General features: G+C 66.4%; 16 protein-coding genes. 8 read left to right on the forward strand and 8 right to left on the reverse strand.

The genetic code is table 11. The annotated features are described in order from the left end of the window. Positions 1–38 precede the first annotated feature (38 nt). Together ACQR0Z_RS34525 and ACQR0Z_RS34530 are read right to left on the reverse strand one after the other, a co-directional pair. Positions 39–3,650: a PAS domain S-box protein gene (locus ACQR0Z_RS34525; protein WP_434921618.1), complete on the reverse strand. Its 3,612-nt coding sequence runs from the start codon at positions 3,648–3,650 to the stop codon at positions 39–41. Further along, complete coding sequence (locus tag ACQR0Z_RS34530) at positions 3,631–4,065, reverse strand: response regulator (protein WP_434862041.1); 435 nt, start codon at positions 4,063–4,065, stop codon at positions 3,631–3,633. Before ACQR0Z_RS34530 ends, ACQR0Z_RS34525 begins: the two co-directional genes overlap by 20 nt. A 350-nt stretch (positions 4,066–4,415) precedes the next feature. Here ACQR0Z_RS34530 and ACQR0Z_RS34535 point away from each other — a divergent pair, with 350 nt between their 5' ends. Both ACQR0Z_RS34535 and ACQR0Z_RS34540 read left to right on the forward strand, forming a co-directional pair. After that, a complete protein-coding gene (locus tag ACQR0Z_RS34535; protein WP_434921619.1) occupies positions 4,416–6,509 on the forward strand; it encodes a methyl-accepting chemotaxis protein in 2,094 nt (697 codons plus the stop codon). 56 nt (positions 6,510–6,565) lie between these two features. After that, positions 6,566–8,767, forward strand: coding sequence for a HAMP domain-containing methyl-accepting chemotaxis protein (locus ACQR0Z_RS34540; RefSeq protein WP_434921620.1), 2,202 nt, complete (start codon positions 6,566–6,568; stop codon positions 8,765–8,767). A gap of 36 nt (positions 8,768–8,803) precedes the next feature. On the opposite strand, the gene ACQR0Z_RS34545 is transcribed toward ACQR0Z_RS34540, so the two are convergent. Then, positions 8,804–9,514 (reverse strand): GntR family transcriptional regulator, encoded by a 711-nt coding sequence (locus tag ACQR0Z_RS34545; RefSeq protein WP_434862030.1) that lies wholly within the window; start codon positions 9,512–9,514, stop codon positions 8,804–8,806. Positions 9,515–9,637: 123 nt separating this feature from the next. Here ACQR0Z_RS34545 and ACQR0Z_RS34550 point away from each other — a divergent pair, with 123 nt between their 5' ends. The 6 genes from ACQR0Z_RS34550 (at position 9,638) to ACQR0Z_RS34575 (ending at position 16,008) form a co-directional block, all read left to right on the forward strand. Then, positions 9,638–10,669, forward strand: coding sequence for an ABC transporter substrate-binding protein (locus ACQR0Z_RS34550; RefSeq protein WP_434921621.1), 1,032 nt, complete (start codon positions 9,638–9,640; stop codon positions 10,667–10,669). Next, entirely contained in the window at positions 10,669–11,433 is a 765-nt protein-coding gene (locus ACQR0Z_RS34555; RefSeq protein ID WP_015663656.1) for an ABC transporter ATP-binding protein, read from the forward strand. The genes ACQR0Z_RS34550 and ACQR0Z_RS34555 overlap by 1 nt, the downstream gene beginning before the upstream one ends. Before the next feature lie 12 nt (positions 11,434–11,445). After that, complete coding sequence (locus ACQR0Z_RS34560) at positions 11,446–12,306, forward strand: ABC transporter permease (RefSeq protein WP_434921622.1); 861 nt, start codon at positions 11,446–11,448, stop codon at positions 12,304–12,306. Further along, positions 12,303–14,039 (forward strand): L-arabinonate dehydratase, encoded by a 1,737-nt coding sequence (gene araD, locus ACQR0Z_RS34565; protein WP_434921623.1) that lies wholly within the window; start codon positions 12,303–12,305, stop codon positions 14,037–14,039. Before ACQR0Z_RS34560 ends, araD begins: the two co-directional genes overlap by 4 nt. Before the next feature lie 167 nt (positions 14,040–14,206). Continuing rightward, positions 14,207–14,926, forward strand: a complete 720-nt coding sequence (locus tag ACQR0Z_RS34570) for a ribonuclease activity regulator RraA (protein ID WP_434921624.1) — start codon at positions 14,207–14,209, stop codon at positions 14,924–14,926. A gap of 182 nt (positions 14,927–15,108) precedes the next feature. Further along, positions 15,109–16,008 (forward strand): EamA family transporter, encoded by a 900-nt coding sequence (locus tag ACQR0Z_RS34575; protein WP_434921625.1) that lies wholly within the window; start codon positions 15,109–15,111, stop codon positions 16,006–16,008. Here ACQR0Z_RS34575 and ACQR0Z_RS34580 read toward each other — a convergent pair whose 3' ends face one another. The 5 genes from ACQR0Z_RS34580 to ACQR0Z_RS34600 form a co-directional block, all read right to left on the reverse strand. After that, the gene (locus tag ACQR0Z_RS34580; protein ID WP_434921626.1) at positions 16,009–16,446 is read right to left on the reverse strand and encodes an EamA family transporter; all 438 of its coding nucleotides are present in this window, start codon (positions 16,444–16,446) and stop codon (positions 16,009–16,011) included. Between the two features lie 198 nt (positions 16,447–16,644). Continuing rightward, a complete protein-coding gene (locus ACQR0Z_RS34585; protein ID WP_434921627.1) occupies positions 16,645–17,127 on the reverse strand; it encodes a DUF1178 family protein in 483 nt (160 codons plus the stop codon). Beyond that, a complete protein-coding gene (locus ACQR0Z_RS34590; RefSeq protein ID WP_434921628.1) occupies positions 17,124–18,002 on the reverse strand; it encodes a carbon-nitrogen hydrolase family protein in 879 nt (292 codons plus the stop codon). The genes ACQR0Z_RS34585 and ACQR0Z_RS34590 overlap by 4 nt, the downstream gene beginning before the upstream one ends. Further along, on the reverse strand, positions 17,999–18,274 hold the full coding sequence (gene grxC, locus ACQR0Z_RS34595) for a glutaredoxin 3 (protein ID WP_434862021.1): 276 nt from the start codon (positions 18,272–18,274) through the stop codon (positions 17,999–18,001). The genes ACQR0Z_RS34590 and grxC overlap by 4 nt, the downstream gene beginning before the upstream one ends. A gap of 30 nt (positions 18,275–18,304) precedes the next feature. Next, on the reverse strand, positions 18,305–19,108 hold the full coding sequence (locus ACQR0Z_RS34600; RefSeq protein WP_434921629.1) for a ComF family protein: 804 nt from the start codon (positions 19,106–19,108) through the stop codon (positions 18,305–18,307). Between the last annotated feature and the right edge of the window lie 78 nt (positions 19,109–19,186).

The raw sequence follows: 19,186 nt of genomic DNA on the forward strand, positions 1-19,186 counted from the left end.
CAGCCAGCAGGTTTCGGCGCGATCAGATCGGCCGTGTCTCAGGCCGCCTCCGTCGCGAGCGCCTTCCGGACCATCTTGGCCAGCTCGGATTTGCGGTAGGGCTTCGGCAGCAGGAGGATGCCCTCGTCGAGCCGGCCGTGATGCACGACCGCATTCTCGGTGTAGCCGGACGTGAACAGCACGGGTTGGCCCGGACGCAGCCGCTGGATCTCGCTGGCGAGCTGCCGGCCATTCATGGTTCCCGGCATGATGATGTCGGTGAACAATAGATCGAAGGGCTCTCCGGCATTGAGGATCGCGAGCGCCTCGGCTGCGTTGGCGGCTTCCAGCGTCGCATATCCAAGCGCATGAAGCTGCGCGAGAACGTAGCCGCGCACCAGCCGGTCGTCTTCGACCACAAGGATGGTTTCGTGGCCGCCCTGGACCGCTGGTGCAGCTCCCGACGGCAGCGTGACCGCGCCGTCACTGCCCGGCGGCAGATACATGCGGATCGTGGTGCCGTGCCCCTCTTCGCTGTAGATCCGGATATGCCCCGCCGACTGCTTCACGAAGCCGTACACCATCGACAGGCCGAGACCCGTTCCCTTGCCGGGCCCCTTTGACGTGAAGAACGGATTGAACACCTTGTCGATGATGCCGGCTGGGATGCCGCTGCCGCTGTCGCTGACCGCGATCATCGCATAGCGGCCGGGCCTGACGTCGTCGTAGAGGCTCGCATAGTTTTCGTCGAGATCGGCCCAGCCGGTCTCCAGGATCAGCTTGCCGCCATCGGGCATGGCGTCGCGGGCGTTGAGCGCGAGGTTGATGACGGCGGTGGCGAGCTGGTTGGGATCGACATGCGCGACGCAGGTTTCGTCCTGAAACACCGACTCGATCTCGATCTGCTCGCCGAGCGTCGGCCGCAGCAGCTTGGCCGTATCGATCATCAGCGTGTTGACGTCGATCTCGCGCGGCTGCAGCGGCTGCCGGCGTGCGAAGGCGAGCAGATGCTGGGTGAGATCCGCCCCGCGTGCGGCGGCCTCGTCGATCATCCGCGTGATCGCCGCAAGCTGCGGCTCCTTGGCGACGGCGGCAGCGAGAATCTCGATGGTGCCGGTGATCACGGTGAGGATGTTGTTGAAGTCGTGCGCGATGCCGCCGGTCAGCTGGCCGATCGCCTCCATCTTCTCGGATTGGCGGATCCGCTCTTCCGTTGCGATCTTGTCGGTGAGGTCGCGGAAGAATCCGTTGAGCACGACGCCGCTGCGGGTTTTCAGCGCCGTGACGCTCAGCTCGGCCCTGAACTCGCGGCCGTCGCGCCGTTTCACCATCACCTCGCGCCGGCGTCCGCTGCCCAGCGCGTTGGCCTGGCCCGTCATCACCAGCCGGCCGAGCGCGGCGCGCAGTTCCTCGCCTTCGCCGCCGACCGTGATCACGTCGAAGACGTCCCTGCCGATGATCTCGGCGCGTGACCAGCCGAAGATCTTTTCGGCCTGCGAGTTCCAGTTGAGAATGGCGCCCTTGTCGTCGATCTGGACAAACGCATCCAGCGCGGTCTCGACAATGTTGCGGGCGAGCTGCTCGCTTTCGCGGAGCGTTTCCTGCGCCAGCCTGCTCTCGGTCATGTCGCGCCCGATGAAGAAGTGGCGCTGCACCGGCTCTGACCAGTTCGACGTCCAGGAGAGCGTCACGACGCGGCCGTCCTTGTGGAGATAGCGGCCGTCGCTGGTACGGGTGCGCAGACCGTGGCGCGAAGCGCGCAGCTCTTCGCGCGCCCTTGCCAGATCATCGGGATGGATGAACTCGGCGCCGTTGCGTCCGACCATCTCCGTCGGCGAGTAACCGAGGATCGTCTCGACGCTCGGCGAGACCTGGACGACGGTGCCGGCGCGGTCGGTGATCAGGATGAGGTCCTGCGAGGTTTCGAAGATGCGCCGCCGCTCTTCGGTCTGCTGGCGCAGCGCCGCCTCCGTCCGGCGGCTCTCGGTGATGTCGCGTGCGATCTTGGAGGCGCCGATGATCTGTCCGTTCGGGGATTTGATCGGCGAAACGCTGAGTGAAACCTGAACCAGCTCGCCATCCTTACGCACGCGCACCGTCTCGAAGTGCTGAATTCGCTCGCCGCGCGCCACCTTCACGAGGATGTCCTGTGCCTCCGCGATGCGGTCCGGGGGCACCACGAAATCCGCCTGTCGACCGACGGCTTCTTCGGCGGAATAGCCCAGCATGGTTTCGGCCGCCGGATTCCACGCCGTGATCGTGCCATCCAGCGCCAGCGTCACGATCGCATCATTCGAGGATTGAACCGCCGCGCTATAGAGGCGTTCGCGAGCGGCGAAATGATCGCGGGCCGCCTCGGTCAGGTAGTGCTCCTGAACCTCGCGCTCGAGTTCGGCTGTCTTGGAGCGGACCTCGTCCAGGACGCGGGCGAAGGCGCGCGCCAACACGCCGGTCTCGCCGACGGCCTCCAGCGGGATCTTCACCGTCTCGCCGCGTCCGACGCCCTCGACGGCCTGGGTCAGCTGGTTGATCGGACGCGTCAGCGAGCGCGCGACCACGAAGGCGAGCGCCGCCGCGCACAGCATGGCGATCAGGCCGACCTCGATCGCGGTCTTGCGGATGGCCAGCGCGGGCGCCATGAACGCGGTGTTCGGAATGGTCTCGATCACGGCGACCCATTCCTGTCCGGCCAGCAGGGCCGGGACGAAGGCGACGCCGCCGGGACGATTGTTGTCGTCGTGCAGGATTCTGGCAAAGCCTTCGGTGGTGCCGGCCGCGCTGGCGAGCGTCGGGAAGTCATCCTGCCATCGCGTCGCCCCCCCGCGTTTCGAGGCGAATTCCCGATCGGATTCGGGATGGAAAAGATAGTCACCGCGCGCATTCACGACATAGAGCTGCGCACCCGGCCTGGCCGCGCTGCGCAGATGCGTGAACACCGGGCGCATGTCGAGATCGAGGATCAGGATGGCGAAGGGTTTGCCGTCCGGGGCGTAGATCGGCGTGCCGACGCAGAGCATCGGGACGCCGGTCCTCGGATCCGTGGTGTTGCCGTCGAGGATGACCGGCGAGAGGCGGATGCCGCCCGGCGGCAGGCTCAACGTTTCCCTGATGTAGTTACGCGCGCCTCGCGTAATCAGCTCGCTCTCGGGAACGATCCGCACGGTGCCGCCGGGACCCAGTCGGTCGACCCGGATCAGTTCGCGATAGTCGTTCTCGATTCCGACAAGACGGATCATCGCATAGGTCGACTTCGCCTGCAGCTCGGCGAAATAGCGCGCCGCCACGCGCTCACGCCATGACTGCGCCGTCAGTCCCTCGCGCGGATCGGGAACCCCGCTCTTGAGCGTCCGGATCAGCGTCGCGAGATTGGGCGAGGCGCGATAGCCGTTGATGTCGTTGCGGGCGCCGCTGACATAGTTCTCGATCTCGGTCGCCATCAGACGCGCATGCGATTCGATGCGGTCGAGCGCGCGCGGCAGCAGCGCCCGCTCCAGGCTGCGGTAGCCCAGCCAGCCGACCGCGAAGACCGCGATGGCGACCAGCAGGATCATCGCGACGGCCAGACGCGTCGTCAGCGTCATGCGCGAACGCAAGGGAGCAGCCGCGCCGGCGCCGGCTCCGCTGCCGAGCAGCGGCTCATCGCTTCCGCTCTCAGGAGTTCGGAACAGCATCGCGGCCTGGCCCTGGTGGAGCTGTCGGCTTGCCGGCCGACGCCAGACAATCGGAAACCATCGTCAACAGGGCCGCCGGCTTGAACGGCTTGGGCAGCGCGGACACGGCCCCCAGTTTGGTGGCCATCGTCAGGTAATCGGGCTCTGATGTCGCATTCGGGGTGTCGGGGCGTCCCGAGGTCATGATGATCGGAACGCTCGGCTTCCGCTTGAGGATCATGCGCATCGCTTCCAGCCCATCCATGCCCGGCATGAAGATATCGAGGATCACCAGATCGAAGTCCTCGGTGTCGAGGCGGGCGAGCGCTTTCCGGCCGTCGCTTGCGCTCGCAACGACATGGCCGTGCTGCTCGAGCACGCGCTGCATCGTCAGCTGCATGAGCGGATCGTCGTCCACGACCAGTAGCTTTGCCACGCTCCACGTCTCCCGAATGGCTGGCAGCCGGACCAATCGTCAATTGTAGAGGTTTTGCCCAATTTGCGGCGCGCCGCAAGCGCTTCGCAGCTCAAGTCACATGCAGGACAGGCCTCGGGCCGGCCGCCACAGCGCCCAAATGGGCGCTTGATGGCGGATCCGGGGCGTATGCCCCGCATCGGTCTTTGCCTTCATTTAAGGCACTCGCGCCGTAGTTGTCCGGGCCGGACGTTTCACATTCGCTTAATTCGGTCAATGGAAAAGTCACCAAGGTTCTCGTTTTGATTGCATGGGATCAAGGACAGCCTTGGGGCGATATTCTGGGGCGCGCGATCTTGGGATGAAGTGACATGGTGCTCGATCATTTGAAAATCGGTATTCGCCTGTCTGTTGGTTTCGGTCTGCTGGTCGCGGTGGGGCTTGCGACAGCCGCCTTTGCTTACTGGGAGCTCGACATCATCTCGGCCAAGGTGCTGCGCATGGGAGACCAGTCGCAGAACGCCATGGGAGTGATCAAGATCGCCGGCGATCTGCACGCTGCCTCGCGCGCCATGCTCCGTTTCCAGATGGATCGCGATCAGGCCTCGTCCAGCGAGGCAGAGGCCCGGCTGTCCAGCGCAGCAAGCACGCTCGAGGCTACGATCCGCCGCACCGTATCGCAGGAGCGGCTGGCAGCCTATCGCCTGCTTCAGCCGGAGATCGTCTCGCTGAACGAGAAGCGCGCAACGCTCGCGGCCGCGCTGCAGGCCTACTTCACCGGCCGCGACGCCTTGTTCGCAGATGGAGATCAGCTCGCCGCCGATATCCGCAAGCTGGTCGATGCCGCGCCGGGAACGCCGCACGTCCAGGCGATCGTTGCGCTGGAGGTCGGCATCAACACGGCACGCGTCTTCGTCTGGCGGCATCTCGCCACCTCGGAGGTCAAGCCGCGTGAGGCCTTCCTCGCCGAGATCGGCCAGGTGCGTTCACGGCTCGCGGAGCTGGAGAAGCGCGATCTTGGCGATGGGCTCGGCCGCTCCTTGACAGCGGTCAAAAGCGAGCTGGCGCGATATTCCGACAGCTTCGAGAAGGCGTCGAGCAATCTGCTCCGAGCCAATGCGATCTATGCCGGCGAGATTGCGCCACTCACCAAGACGGCGATCGATCGGATCGAGAAGGTCGAGACCGGCATTCGTGCAAGCTACACCGCCACCATCGCAGAGACCCTCGGGCTGATCCAAGGCTCGTCGCGGGTGCAGATCACCATCGCGCTGCTCGCTGCACTCATGGGTGCAAGCTGCGCATTCCTGATCACCCGCAGCATCGTCCGGCCGGTTCAGGTCCTGGTGGACGAAGCCGGCCGGTTATCCGCCGGCGATACGTCGGTGGAGTTCCTGGGGGCACGGCGCGGCGATGAGATCGGCCTGCTGGCGGGCGCTGTCGCGCGATTTCGCGACAACGTGCTGTCACAGCAGAGCGCCGCCAAGGAGGTGGCCGCGGCGGCGGAGCAGCGCGATGCCACCAATCGCAATACTGAGAACGCGGTCGAGGAGTTCCGTCGTGCAGCCGAGGGGCTGCTCGGCCGGGTCGGCGAGAATGCCGGCACGATGAAGCAGACCGCGAGCGCACTGACCGACATCGCAACGCAAGCGACCCAGCAGGCGGAGGCCGCGGCGAACGCATCGGAGCGGACCGCATCGAACGTCCAGACCGTTGCGGCGGCCGCCGAGGAGCTGGCCGGCTCCATCCACGAGATCGGGCGCCAGATCGACCGCTCCAACGCGACGGTGCGCTCCGCCAACGCGACCACCGCCCGGTCGGAGAGCGAGATCGAGGGCCTGGCGCAGGCTGCGCAGAGCATCTCCTCGGTCGTCGACCTCATCCAGGCCATTGCGGCGCAGACCAATCTGCTCGCGCTCAATGCCACGATCGAGGCGGCGCGCGCCGGCGAGGCTGGCCGCGGCTTCGCCGTGGTCGCGCAGGAGGTGAAATCACTCGCGGAGCAGACGGCCAAGGCGACGCAGGAAATCGCCCAGCACGTCCAGGGCATCCAGACCTCGACCGGCAATGCGGTGGCCTCTGTGAAGCAGGTCGGCGTTGCCATGCGCGAGATCGACGAGGTCACCACTGCGATCGCAAGTGCGGTCGAGCAGCAGGGGGCTGCGACGCGCGAGATCTCGGAGAATGTGCAGATGGCCGCGTCGGGTTCTCAGACGCTGGCCTCGAGCATTGCCACCGTGAGCGATGCGATCCGCAGGACCAATCGTTCCGCAGACCAGGTCTCGGAGTCCTCGAGCCACGTGTCCGACGCCGCCGAACGGCTGGCCGAGGAGGTGCGCAGCTTCTTCGTCAAGCTGCGTACCGGACCGCTGGATCGTCGCAAGGAAGACGATGCGAACTACCGGGGCCCGGAGCGGCGGCAGAACTACATCGCCGGCGTGACCGGCCGAAGGGTCGTGGGGTGAGTCGGAGCGCGCGAGTAGCGCAGCTCACCAATTTTGAATGAACGGGTGGTGATTTGATGTTGAGCTTCGTTTCCAATCTGAAGATTCAGACCCGGCTGCTGGCCGGATTTGGTTTGCTTTGCATGCTGCTCGCATGTGCGGTCGGCTACTCGGCCTATGCCGTATCGAACGTCTCCGAGCATTTCAGCAAGATCGTGACCCTCAGGTCGCCGGTCGCCATCAGCAGCACGCAGCTCGTCGCCGATCTGCACGCCACACTGGCTGCGCTCCGTGGTTACCTGCTCACCGGAGATCCGGAGATGAAGCAGCGGCGCGCCGCGCTCTGGCTGGAGTTCGACAAGACCATCCAGGAATTCGATCGCCTGGCCGCGGGCTTCAAAGTGGCCGAGAACAGATCGCTATGGGCGGAGGTCAAGCCGCTGATCGCCGAGTTCAGGGCGGCTCAGGACAAGGCTGAAAGCGTGGCGTTCACGGCCGATGCCTATCCGGCCACCAGGCTGCTCGGCGCGGAGGCGTCGCCGCTGATCGCGACCATGTTCGCCGAGGTCACCAAGATGATCGATGAGGAGAACGGTCTGGAGGCGACGCCCGAGCGGAAGCGTCTCCTCAAGACGATGGCCGATCTGCGCGGCAATCTCGCGGCAGCAGGCTCGCAGCTCAGGCTCTATGTCGCCTCCGGCGATCCGTCCGACCGCGACAAGTTTGCCGGTCCCTACACCAATTACAAGAACGCCGTGGCGGCCATCACGGCGCAAGCCGGCCTGCTGACGGCGTCGCAGAAAGCAGCTTTCGACAAGATAGCCCGGGCGAGCGAGAGCTTCGCGCCGCTTCCCGACAAGATCTTTGCGCTCCGCCAGTCGCCGCAATGGAACGCTGCGGTGTTCCTGCTGGCGACCGAGGCCGCGCCGCGAGCCAACAAGCTGCTCGAGATGCTCGATGGCAAGCGGCGGGCGGATGGAACGTTCGGCGGCGGACTCAAGACCAACCAGCAGGAGGTGCTGGTGAAGGACTCGGCCGCCGTTGCCGGACTGATCGACCAGCTCCTGTTCACCGAATGGATGCTGCTGGCGGTCGGACTTGCGTTGGCGCTGAGCACTGCGATCCTGGTGGCCCGTTCGATCACCCGGCCGATCAAGGAATTGGTGGCCGATTCCACGCGGCTGTCGGATGGCGATACGACGGTCGAATTCAAGACCGCCGCGCGCGGCGACGAGATCGGCGACGTCTCGAAGGCCGTCGCGGTTTTCCGCGACAACGTGATCGCCCAGCAGCAGGCGTCGTCCAACTATGTTCGCGAGGCCGAGGCGCGCGAGGCGATGAACCGGAACATGGAGGAGGCGGTGGAGGCCTTCCGCATCAAATCGACCGAGCTGTTGTCCGAGGTCGACGACAATGTCGGTGTGATGAGAAACACCGCGGAATCGCTGACGGGAATCGCGGGGCATGCGACCGACCAGGCCGCGTCGGCGGCGGGCGCCTCGGAGAAGACCGCCGTCAACGTGCAGACGGTCGCCTCGGCCGCGGAGCAGCTCACGAGCTCCATCGTCGAAATCGGCCGGCAGATCGAGTTGTCAAACACCACGGTGCGCAACGCCAATGCCACCACGGCGCGGTCGGAGGCCGAGATCGAGGGGCTCGCCCAGGCGGCGCAGAGCATCTCGACCGTGGTCGATCTGATTCAGGCGATCGCGGCGCAGACCAACCTTCTGGCGCTCAACGCCACGATCGAGGCGGCGCGCGCCGGCGAGGCCGGCCGCGGCTTCGCCGTGGTGGCGCAGGAGGTGAAGTCGCTGGCGGAGCAGACCGCCAAGGCGACGCAGGAGATCAGTCAGCACGTCCAGGGCATCCAGAGCTCGACCAGCAACGCGGTCGCCTCGGTCAAGGAGGTGTCGACGGCCATGCGGCAGATGGCCGACGTGACCACGGCGATCGCCAGCGCCGTGGAAGAGCAGGGCGCCGCGACGCGCGAGATCTCGCACAACGTCCAGATGGCGGCCTCGGGCAGCAAGATGCTGGCGTCCAACATCTCCACCGTCAGCGCGGCCATCGAGGAGACCAGCCAATCCGCGGACAGTGTCCGAACCGCGTCCAACAACGTCTCGCGCGTGGCCGAGAGTCTCGCGGCTGAAGTCCAGGACTTCTTCGTCCGGCTCCGTCAGGGCGCGCTCGACCGGCGCGTCGGCGACGATCCGAACTATCAAGGACCGGAACGTCGTGCCAAGGCGAGCGCGAGGCACGGGAGCCGGCGGGCGGCGTAACATCGCGTTCTGCGGCCAGGCAGATGGGCAGACGGGCTATCCGCTCAGATAGTCCGGCCAAAGGCTGCGGATGGTGGCGAGATCGCTCAGCGTTCCCGTCAGGTGCTCGCGCAGATGGACCTGTGCGGCATCGGGCTGGCCCGCCGCGATCGCGTCCACGATCTGCTGGTGATGGCGCAGGATGGTCTGCGCCTTGCCGGGCGAAGGCAGATGCAGCCGGCGCAACCGATCGATGTGGCCGCTGCGGCTGCGCACCAGGGTCCATAGCTCCTGCTTGTCGGCCGCGGCATAGAGCCGTTCGTGGAAGGCATTGTCGGCGACGGTGAACGCGGCAAAATCGCCTTCGGTCGCAAAGCGGCGCTGCTGCCCGATCAGCGCGTGGAGCGCGTCGACCGGGACCAGGCTGGGCGTCAGCGCGAGCAGCCGCACGATCTCCAGTTCCAGCGCCTGTCGCAGGAATTGCGCCTGCTGCGCCTTGCCGACGTCGATCCGGCTGACCAGCGTTGCGTGTTGAGGAAAAACGTCGACCAGCCCCTCCTCGGCGAGGCGCATCAGCGCGTCGCGGATCGGCGTCGAGCTCAGGCCAAATTCAGATTGCAGCGCAGCGCGCGACAGCGGCGCGCCCGGCGGCAACGCCAGCGCGAGGATCTGGTCGCGCAGCCGCTCGAACACCTGCGGTGCGGCGCGCCGGCTCGGGTCGAGCCGGTCGTGGAAAGGCGAGGCGGCAGGCGTCGCGGGCTGGGCCATGGATCAGACGTCCGGCGCGAATGTCGCAGGTGACATACCAGCGCTTGTCAGAGATGCACTAATGCATTAGTGCATCTCTGGTCCGGCCGTCAAGAAGGAGCCGGCACGCGAGGAGGGATGTCCATGTTCGAATTGTCGGGGCGCTCGGCCGCACGGGCCGCCGGCCTGCTGGCCGCCACGCTCATGGTGGCGCTCTGGGGGGCTGAAGCCTCGGCCCAGCAGAAGACCGAGGTGTCGCTGTCGCGGCAGCCCGGCATCTTCTACATGCCGAGCCACATCATCGAGAAGAACAAGCTGATCGAGAAGCACGCGGCCGCGCTCGGCGTCCCCGGTGTCACGACCAAATGGCTGACCTTCTCCGGCGGCGGTGCCCAGACCGACGCGCTGCTGTCCGGCAGCGTCGACATCCTCAACACCGGCACCGGCAATCTGCTCTTGCTGTGGGACCGCACCCGCGGCGGCGTGAAGGGCATCGTCGCGACCTCGGCGCAGCCGATGACCTTGATCAGCCGTGCCCCCCACATCAAGTCGATCAAGGATTTCGGTCCGACCGACAAGATCGCGGTGCCGACGGTGAAGGTCTCGACCCAGGCCATCGTGCTGCAGATCGCCGCCGCCGAAGCGTTCGGCGCCGAGCAGTGGAACAAGCTCGACGCCAACACGGTGCAGCTCGGCCACCCCGACGCCTACACCGCGCTGACCAATCCGCAGCACGAGGTCCACAACCACTTTTCGATCCCGCCCTATACGTTCCTCGAAATGAAGAACGTGCCGGGCGCGCATGTCGTTCTGAACTCGCCGGACGTGATGGGCGGGCCGCTCAGCCAGGCGCAGTTCTTCACCACGACGAAGTTCGCCGACGCCAATCCGAAGATCATCCAGGCGGTGCGCGACGCCACCAAGGAAGCCCAGGACCTGATCCGCGGCGATACCAAGACGGCGGTCGAGATCTACAAGGAGATCACCGGCGATAAGACGTCCGTCGAGGACCTGCTGGCCTGGCTCAAGGAGCCCGGCATGATGGAATGGAATCTGGAGCCGCAGGGCACGATGAAGTTCGCGACGCATCTGGCCAAGATCGGTACCATCAAGACTCAACCGAAGGCCTGGACCGATTATTATCTGCCCGTCGCGCACGACCTGAAGGGCAACTGATGTCCGCGCTGCTCGATGTCGATGGCGTCACGCTACGCTACAAGACCTCCAGCGCCGTGATCACGGCGACGGAGCGCGTCGGCTTCTCGGTCGACCGCTCCGACCGCTTCGTGTTGCTCGGCCCCTCCGGCTGCGGCAAGTCCACGTTGCTGAAGGCGGTCGGCGGCTACATCAAGCCGAGCGAGGGCCGCATGCGCATCAATGGCCGCGAGATCACCGGCCCCGGCGCCGATCGCATGATGATCTTTCAGGAGTTCGATCAGCTCCTGCCCTGGAAGACCGTGCTCGCCAACGTCATGTTCCCGCTGCTGACGGCGCGGCGCATGCCGCGCAAGGAGGCCGAGAGCCGGGCCCGCGCCTATATCGAGAAGGTCGGGCTGACGCGCGTCGTCGATGCCTATCCGCACACGTTGTCCGGCGGCATGAAGCAGCGCGTCGCGATCGCCCGGGGCATGGCGATGGAGCCGGACATCCTGCTGATGGACGAGCCGTTCGCCGCGCTCGACGCGCTGACGCGGCGGACCTGCCAGGACGAGCTGCTTCAGCTCTGGAATGAGACCAAATTCACGGTGCTGTTCGTGACGCATTCGATCGCGGAAGCGATCAAGATCGGCAACCGCATCCTGCTGCTGTCGCCGCATCCCGGCCGCGTCAAGGCCGAGGTGATCGACGTCGACAAGGTCTCGGCCGAGGACGGCAGCGCCGCGCGGCTGGAGAAGCAGATCCATGATCTGCTGTTCTCCGAACCCGCAACGGCGCATTGAGGAGAGCTGGACATGGCTGACGCCAAGATCATCCTGCGCGATACGTCGACCGCCGGCGCGGGGCCTGCCGATGTCGAGCGCAAGCTGAGCGTGCTCGAATTGCTGTGGAACGACGGCTTCGTCCGCAAGAGCCTGATCATCGTCGTGCTCGCGGCGATCTGGCAGGCCTATGGCAGCTATCTCGACAATCCGCTGCTGTTCCCGACCTTCTCCGATACGATCGCAGCGCTGTGGGAGAAGGTGCGCGACGGCACCATCCCGATGCGCGCCTGGACCTCGCTGAAGGTGCTGTTCATGGGCTATGCTGCCGGCATCACGCTGGCTGCCATCCTCACGGTGCTGGCGATCTCGACCCGCATCGGCACCGATTTCCTCGAGACCGTCACCGCGATGTTCAACCCGCTGCCGGCGATCGCGCTGTTGCCGCTGGCGTTGATCTGGTTCGGGCTCGGCAGCGGCAGTCTCGTGTTCGTGCTGATCCATTCGGTGCTGTGGCCGGTCGCGCTCAACACCCATTCCGGCTTCAAGAGCGTGTCGAACACGCTGCGCATGGTCGGCCGCAATTACGGCCTCACCGGCTTCTCTTACGTCATCCGCATCCTGATTCCCGCGGCGTTCGGCGCGATCCTCACTGGCCTCAAGATCGGCTGGGCCTTCGCTTGGCGCACCTTGATCGCGGCCGAGCTGGTGTTCGGCGTGTCGTCGGGGCAGGGCGGCCTCGGCTGGTTCATCTTCGAGAACCGCAACCTGCTGGAGATTCCGGCTGTCTTCGCCGGCCTCTTGACCGTCATCCTGATCGGCCTGGTGGTCGAGAACCTGATCTTCCGCACCATCGAGCGCAAGACCGTGCTGACCTGGGGAACGCAATCATGAGCCACAAGAAGACCCCCGATCAGCTGCGCAGCGCGCGCTGGTTCGCGCCCGACGATCTCCGCTCCTTCGGCCACCGCTCGCGCGTGATGCAGATGGGCTATGCCCAGGAGGAGTGGAAGGGCCGTCCGGTCATCGCCATCGTCAACACCTGGTCGGATGCGCAGCCCTGTCACATGCACTTCAAGCAGCGCGTCGATGACGTGAAGCGCGGCGTGCTGATGGCCGGCGGCTTCCCGATCGAGCTGCCGGCGCTGTCGCTGTCGGAGTCGCTGCTGAAGCCGACCACGATGCTCTATCGCAACATGCTGGCGATGGACGTCGAGGAGCTCTTGCGCAGCCATCCCGTCGACGGCGTCGTGCTGATGGGCGGCTGCGACAAGACCACGCCGGCGCTGCTGCTCGGCGCCACCAGCATGAACCTGCCGGCGATCTATCTGCCGGCGGGACCGATGCTGCGCGGCAATTGGAAGGGCAAGACGCTCGGCTCCGGCTCGGACGCCTGGAAGTACTGGGACGAGCGCCGTGCCGGCAAATTGTCGGATACCGACTGGAATGCGATGGAGGCCGGCATTGCCCGCAGCCACGGCACCTGCATGACCATGGGCACGGCGTCGACCATGACAGCGATCGCAGAAGCGATCGGCATGACCCTGCCGGGCGCGTCGTCCATCCCCGCTGCCGATGCCGAGCACATCCGCATGAGCTCGGAATGCGGCCGCCGCATCGTCGACATGGTGTGGGAGGACCTGACGCCGTCGAAGATCCAGACGCGCGAAGCGTTCGAGAACGCGATCGCGGTGGCCATGGCGATGGGCTGCTCCACCAATGCGATCATCCATGTCATCGCGCAGGCGCGCCGCGCCGGCGCCGACATCGGCCTCAATGATTTCGAGGCGGCGAGCCGCAAGGTGCCGGTGCTCGCCAATGTCCGGCCGAGCGGCGACACCTATCTGATGGAGGACTTCTACTATGCCGGCGGCCTGCCCGGACTGATGAGCCGGATGACAGAGCATCTTCATCTCGACTGCCTCACCGTCAACGGCCGCACGCTCGGCGACAACATCGGGGGCGCCGGCGTCTACAATGACGACGTCATCCGCCCGCAGTCGAACCCGATCTATCGCGAGGGCGCGCTCGCCGTGCTCAAGGGCAATCTCGCGCCGGACGGCTGCGTCATCAAGCCCTCCGCCTGCGAACCGCGCTTCCTCAGGCACACCGGCCCGGCGCTGGTGTTCGACGACTATCCGTCGATGAAGAAGGCGATCGACGATCCCGACCTCGACGTCACCGCCGATCACGTACTGATCCTGCGCAATGCCGGGCCGCAGGGCGGACCGGGCATGCCCGAATGGGGCATGCTGCCGATCCCGACCAAGCTCGTGAAGCAGGGCGTGCGCGACATGGTCCGGCTGTCGGACGCGCGCATGAGCGGTACCAGCTACGGCGCCTGCATCCTGCATGTCTCGCCCGAGGCGTATGTCGGCGGTCCGCTGGCGCTGGTGCAAACCGGCGATCTCATCACGCTCGACGTCGCCGCCCGCACCATCAATCTCGACGTTCCCGCGGACGAACTGGCCCGCCGCCGCGCCGCCTGGACACCGCCCGCGCCGCGCTTCGAGCGCGGCTACGGCTGGATGTTCGCCCGCCACATCAAGCAGGCCAATGACGGCTGCGACTTCGACTTCCTGGAGACCGGCTTCGGCGCGCCGGTGAAGGAGCCGGCGATTTATTAGTTCATTGGGCGAGAGGCAGCGCTCGCCACGACCGCAGTGCGCTCCCTCCCCCCTTGTGGGGGAGGGGTGGGGAGGGGGGTAGCCCCAAGCGACACTGCCAATGTGGACCCCCACCCCCGACCCCTCCCCGCAAGGGGGAGGGGAGCGCAGCGAGCAAGATCAAGACAATGACCAAACTCAGCACCGCCACCCGCAACAAGCTCAAGACCGTCTCGACCGCCACCGTCGCGACCGCGCTGTTCAAGCGCGGGCTGCGCATCCAGTGCATCCAGAACGTCCATCCGCTCAGCCCCCAGCAGGCGACGATGGTCGGCGAGGCCTTCACGCTGCGCTACATCCCGGCGCGCGAGGACCTCAACACGATCGACGTGTTCCGCGATCGCGGCCATCCGCAGCGCAAGGCCGTCGAGGATTGTCCGCCCGGCGCGGTGCTGGTGATGGACAGCCGCAAGGATGCGCGCGCGGCCTCGGCCGGTGCGATCCTCGTCAGCCGCCTGCAGCAGCGCGGCGTCGCCGGTGTCGTCACCGACGGCGGCTTCCGCGATGCGGCCGATATCGCCAAGCTCGGCATTCCCGCCTTTCACCAGCGGCCGAGCGCGCCGACCAATCTCACGCTGCACCACGCGATCGAGATCAACGGTCCGATCGCCTGCGGTGACGCGCCGGTGTTTCCTGGCGACGTCATCCTCGGCGACAGCGACGGGGTCATCGTCATCCCTGCCGGCATCGCTGACGAGATCGCGGATGAGACCTTCGAGATGACCGCATTCGAGGACTTCGTTGCGGAGGAAGTCGCCAAGGGCCGTTCCATCCTCGGCCTCTATCCGCCGACCGACCCGCAGACCCCCGCCGATTTCGCGGCGTGGCGGGCGAAGAACGGCAGATAACCGGTCCGCACTCCGCTCTCGTCCGGCCTTCGGACCGGACCACGATCTGGCGGCGAAGAACTCGGCTCGCCGCCGACGCGGCTGCGCAACTCTGACATGCGGAGGCACGGCTGCCTGTCCTGTTGACCGGCCACCGCTTGCTCGTCACGGTGCCGGCCTCACCGCTGCACCGTGCCCCCCCGATGTTCTCGATCGCCTCGCTCTGGATTCCGTTCACGCTGATCGCCGCCGCCGGACAGGTGGCGCGTAACGCGATGCAGCGCTCGCTCACGGCCAAGCTCGGCACCTGGGGCGCGACCAACATCCGCTTCCTGTTCGGCTTCCCGTTCTCCCTGGTATTCCTGACCGTGGTCCTGCTGGCGACCGGGGACCATCTGCCATGGCCGTCCCCGGCGTTCTGGCCGTGGCTGCTGCTCGGCGCGCTCAGCCAGATCATCGCGACCGGCCTGATGCTGCTGGCGATGACCGACCGCTCCTTCGTCGTCACCACGGCCTATTTGAAGACCGAGGCGATCCAGACCGCGATCTTCGGCTTCATCTTCCTCGGTGATCCGCTCTCGGTGCCGAAGGTGATCGCGATCCTCGTCGCCACCATCGGGGTCGTCATCACGGCGCTGCGGCCGGGCGGCGAGAAGAGCTTTGCAGAGCTGAAGCCGACAGTGACCGGGCTGGTCGCCGCCGCCGCGTTCGCCCTGTCGGCCGTTGGCTTTCGCGGTGCCATCATCACCATCGATGGCGTGTCCTTCGTCACCGCGGCATCCTACACCTTGGTGTGGGGCCTGTTCGTGCAGACGGCGATCCTGACCGTCTATCTGCTCGCCCGCGCGCCGGACATCCTGCGCGGAATCCTGTCGCTGTGGCGTCCCTCGATGATGGCCGGCTTCGTCGGCGCCTTCGCCTCGCAGTTCTGGTTCCTCGCCTTTGCGCTCACGGCGGCGGCCAATGTTCGCACGCTGGCGCTGGTCGAGGTGCTGTTCGCGCAAGGCGTCTCATACTACTCGTTCAAGCAGCCGGTCTCGCTGCGCGAGCTCGGCGGCATCGCGCTGATCGTGGCCGGCGTTGCATTGCTGATTGCCGTGTAGTCAGCTCTTGATCGCGATCAGCACGGCGCCGCAGGCGATCAGCGCGATGCCGATCCAGCCCTGCAGGCTCGGCCGCTCGCCGAGGAAGACCACGCCGAACAGCGCCACCAGCACGACGCTGAGCTTGTCGATCGGCGCGACCAGCGTGGCCGGTCCGAGCTTGAGGGCGCGGAAGTAGCACAGCCACGACGCGCCGGTGCCGAGCGCCGACAGCGCCAGGAAGACCCAGCTCTTGGTCGAGATCGGGCCGGGTGTGGTGAGCTGTCCGGTGGCGAACAGGATCAGGGCCAGCGTGACCAGCACGATCGCGGTGCGGATCAGCGTCGCGAGATCGGAGTTGAGGCCCTCGACCCCGACCTTGGCGAAGATCGCGGTCAGCGCGGCAAAGAACGCCGAGAGCAACGCCCAGAGTTGCCAGGAGGAGGAGAGAGGGGACATTGTGATCTCGCAGAGCAAGGCCGCAGTTCGGGTCGAGATCTCCCAACCGTCATTGCGAGCGTAGCGAAGCAATCCAGGGCTGCGCGCGGAACTCTGGATTGCTTCGCTGCGCTCGCAATGACGGAGGTTGCTGCGAGAGTTTACATCCCATCAGCTCGGTCCGTCATTCGTGCGCGCCGGCGCGATCATTCCGGCCCGTCAATTCCGATCGTCCGGCAGCACCGGGATCGGGGCGACCTCGATGCCTTCCTCGATCAGCTCGCGGGCTTCGTCGAGCGAGGCCTCGCCGTAGATCGGCCGGTGCTCGGTCTCGCCGTAATGCATCTTGCGCGCTTCGGTCGGGAAGCGCTCGCCGACATCGTCGGCGTTCTTGACGATGTGGTCGCGCAATTCCTTCAGCTTGGCGCGCAGCTCGCGCTCCTTCGCCATCATCAGCGACGTCGATCCCGGCGGGATCACCTCCTGCGCGGGCGCAGGGACCGGGGCGGCCGGCACCGGCGCGACCTCGCGGCCCTTCTTGCTGACGATGCGCGGCGCCATGATCGCCTTTTCGATCTTGGTCGAGCCGCAGGTCGGGCATTCAACCAGCTTGCGCTTCACCTGGGAGTCGTAGGCCGATGAACTCTGGAACCAGCTTTCGAACGTGTGGTCACGCTCGCAGCGCAACGCGTAGCGGATCATGCCGAGCCCCGCACGAGGTGCAGATAGTCCGGCCCGCCCTTGGGATCGGCGATGCCGAAGCGGCGGCCGTGCTGCAGCGAGGGGATGGTCTGGCGCACGCTCTCGACCCTGGAGGGATCGACTTTGGCGACGATCACGCCTGGCTCGACGCCGCCCTCCGCGAGGATCTCGCCCCAGGGATCGATGATCAGCGAGTGGCCGAAGGTCTCGCGCTTGTTCTCATGCAGGCCGCATTGCGCGGCGGCGAACACGAAGCAGCCGGTCTCGATGGCGCGGGCGCGCAGCAGCGTGTGCCAATGCGCCTCGCCGGTCTTGCGGGTGAACGCCGAGGGCACGCTGATGAACGAGGCGCCGCTCTCGGCCAGCGCGCGATACAGCGCCGGGAAGCGGACGTCGTAGCAGATCGTGAGACCCAGGCGTCCCCACGGCAGGTCGCTGATGACCGCCGTCTCGCCGGGCTGGTAGTTCGCCGACTCGCGGTAGCTCTCGCCGCCCGGCAGGTCGATGTCGAACATGTGGATCTTGTCGTAGCTCGCCAGCACGTTGCCGTCGGGCCCGATCAGGAACGACCGGTTCACGGCTTTCTCGGCCGAGAAGCGCAGTGCCAGCGATCCGATGTGCAGATGGATGTTCAGCTCCTTGGCCAGCGCGCGATAGGCCTTGAGCGAGGGATCGTCGTCCTCGCTCTTGAGCTGCTCGAACAGCGCCGTCCGGTTGAGCTGCATCATGTTGCTCACTTCCGGCGTCTGGACGTACTGCGCGCCTTGCGCGACCGCTTCCCGGATCAGCCTGGTGCCCTGCTCGAGGCTCGGCTCGGGCAGCAGCGAGGTGCGCATCTGCACCATGGCGGCGGTAAAGCTGCGGTCGTTGCTCATGATGTCGCCTTGTCTCCGGTCAGCATGGCGTCGAGCCGGCCCTCGCGGTCGAGCGCGTAGAGGTCGTCGCAGCCGCCGACATGGGTCTTGCCGATGAAGATCTGCGGGAAGGTCGAGCCGGGACCGACGCGGTCATACATCTGCTGCCGGACGTTCGGATCCTTGCCCGCGTCGTACTCGGTGAAGGGGACGTTCTTGCGGGTCAGGAGCGATTTGGCGGCCGTGCAGTAGCCGCACCCCGGACGGGTATAGATTTCGATCGCAGCGGTCATGTCGCGCTCAGCTGTTACGGAAGTGTCAGATTATATGGGAGCGCGGGGCGCATCGACAACCCGGGCGAAGACCAGCACGCTGACCTCCGCCGCCTTGGCCCGCAGCAGCGCGCGGGCGCAGGCGTCGACCGTGGCGCCAGTCGTCAGGACGTCGTCGACGAGCACGACACGGCGTCCCTGCACATCGTGCAGGCGGTCTGAAGATACCTGGAATGCACCCTGCACATTGCTGGCGCGCTGGGGCCGCGACAGGCCGACCTGCTGCTCCGTTGCGCGCACCCGGCGCAGCGCATCGCCCTGCATCCGGACGCCGCTGGAGCGTGCGATCACCCTCGCCAGCGCCCCGGACTGGTTGTAACGGCGCGAAAAGCCCCGCCGCCAATGCAGCGGGACAGGGACGACGAGGTCGGCGTCGGCCAGCAGCTCACGGCCGGCCCGCGTCATCCAGCGGCCCATGATCGGCGCCAGATCGGTGCGATCCTGATATTTCAACTGATGCACCAGCGTCCGCGCCACCTCGTCATAGCGCACCGCGGCCCGCGCACGAGCATAGGCCGGCGGGGCGGCAATCGCCTCCATCGACAGCAGCTCGGGACCGGGATCGTAGACGAAGGGAATGCCGAGCTTCGGGCAATACGGCCGCTCGATGAACGACAGCTTGCCCCAGCAGGCGGCGCAGACACCCTCGCCGTCGACCGGCTCGCGGCAGGCGATGCACAGGGTCGGCAGCGCGATGTCGAGCGCGAGCTTGGCCAGATGGCCGCAGGCGCCCCGCGCGGCGTTCGCCGCGGCACGAAGTTGCCCGAAGCGGATTGGAGCAAAGCTGAGGCTCATGGATTGAGGCTAGCGGCGCGGGCAGTCCGGCTCAAGCGGCGCATTGCCCGTTCCCGAGGATCGGCGTAACCAGCCCCG

This window comes from Bradyrhizobium sp. HKCCYLS3077 (assembly GCF_051167555.1).
Classification (GTDB): Bacteria; Pseudomonadota; Alphaproteobacteria; order Rhizobiales; family Xanthobacteraceae; genus Bradyrhizobium.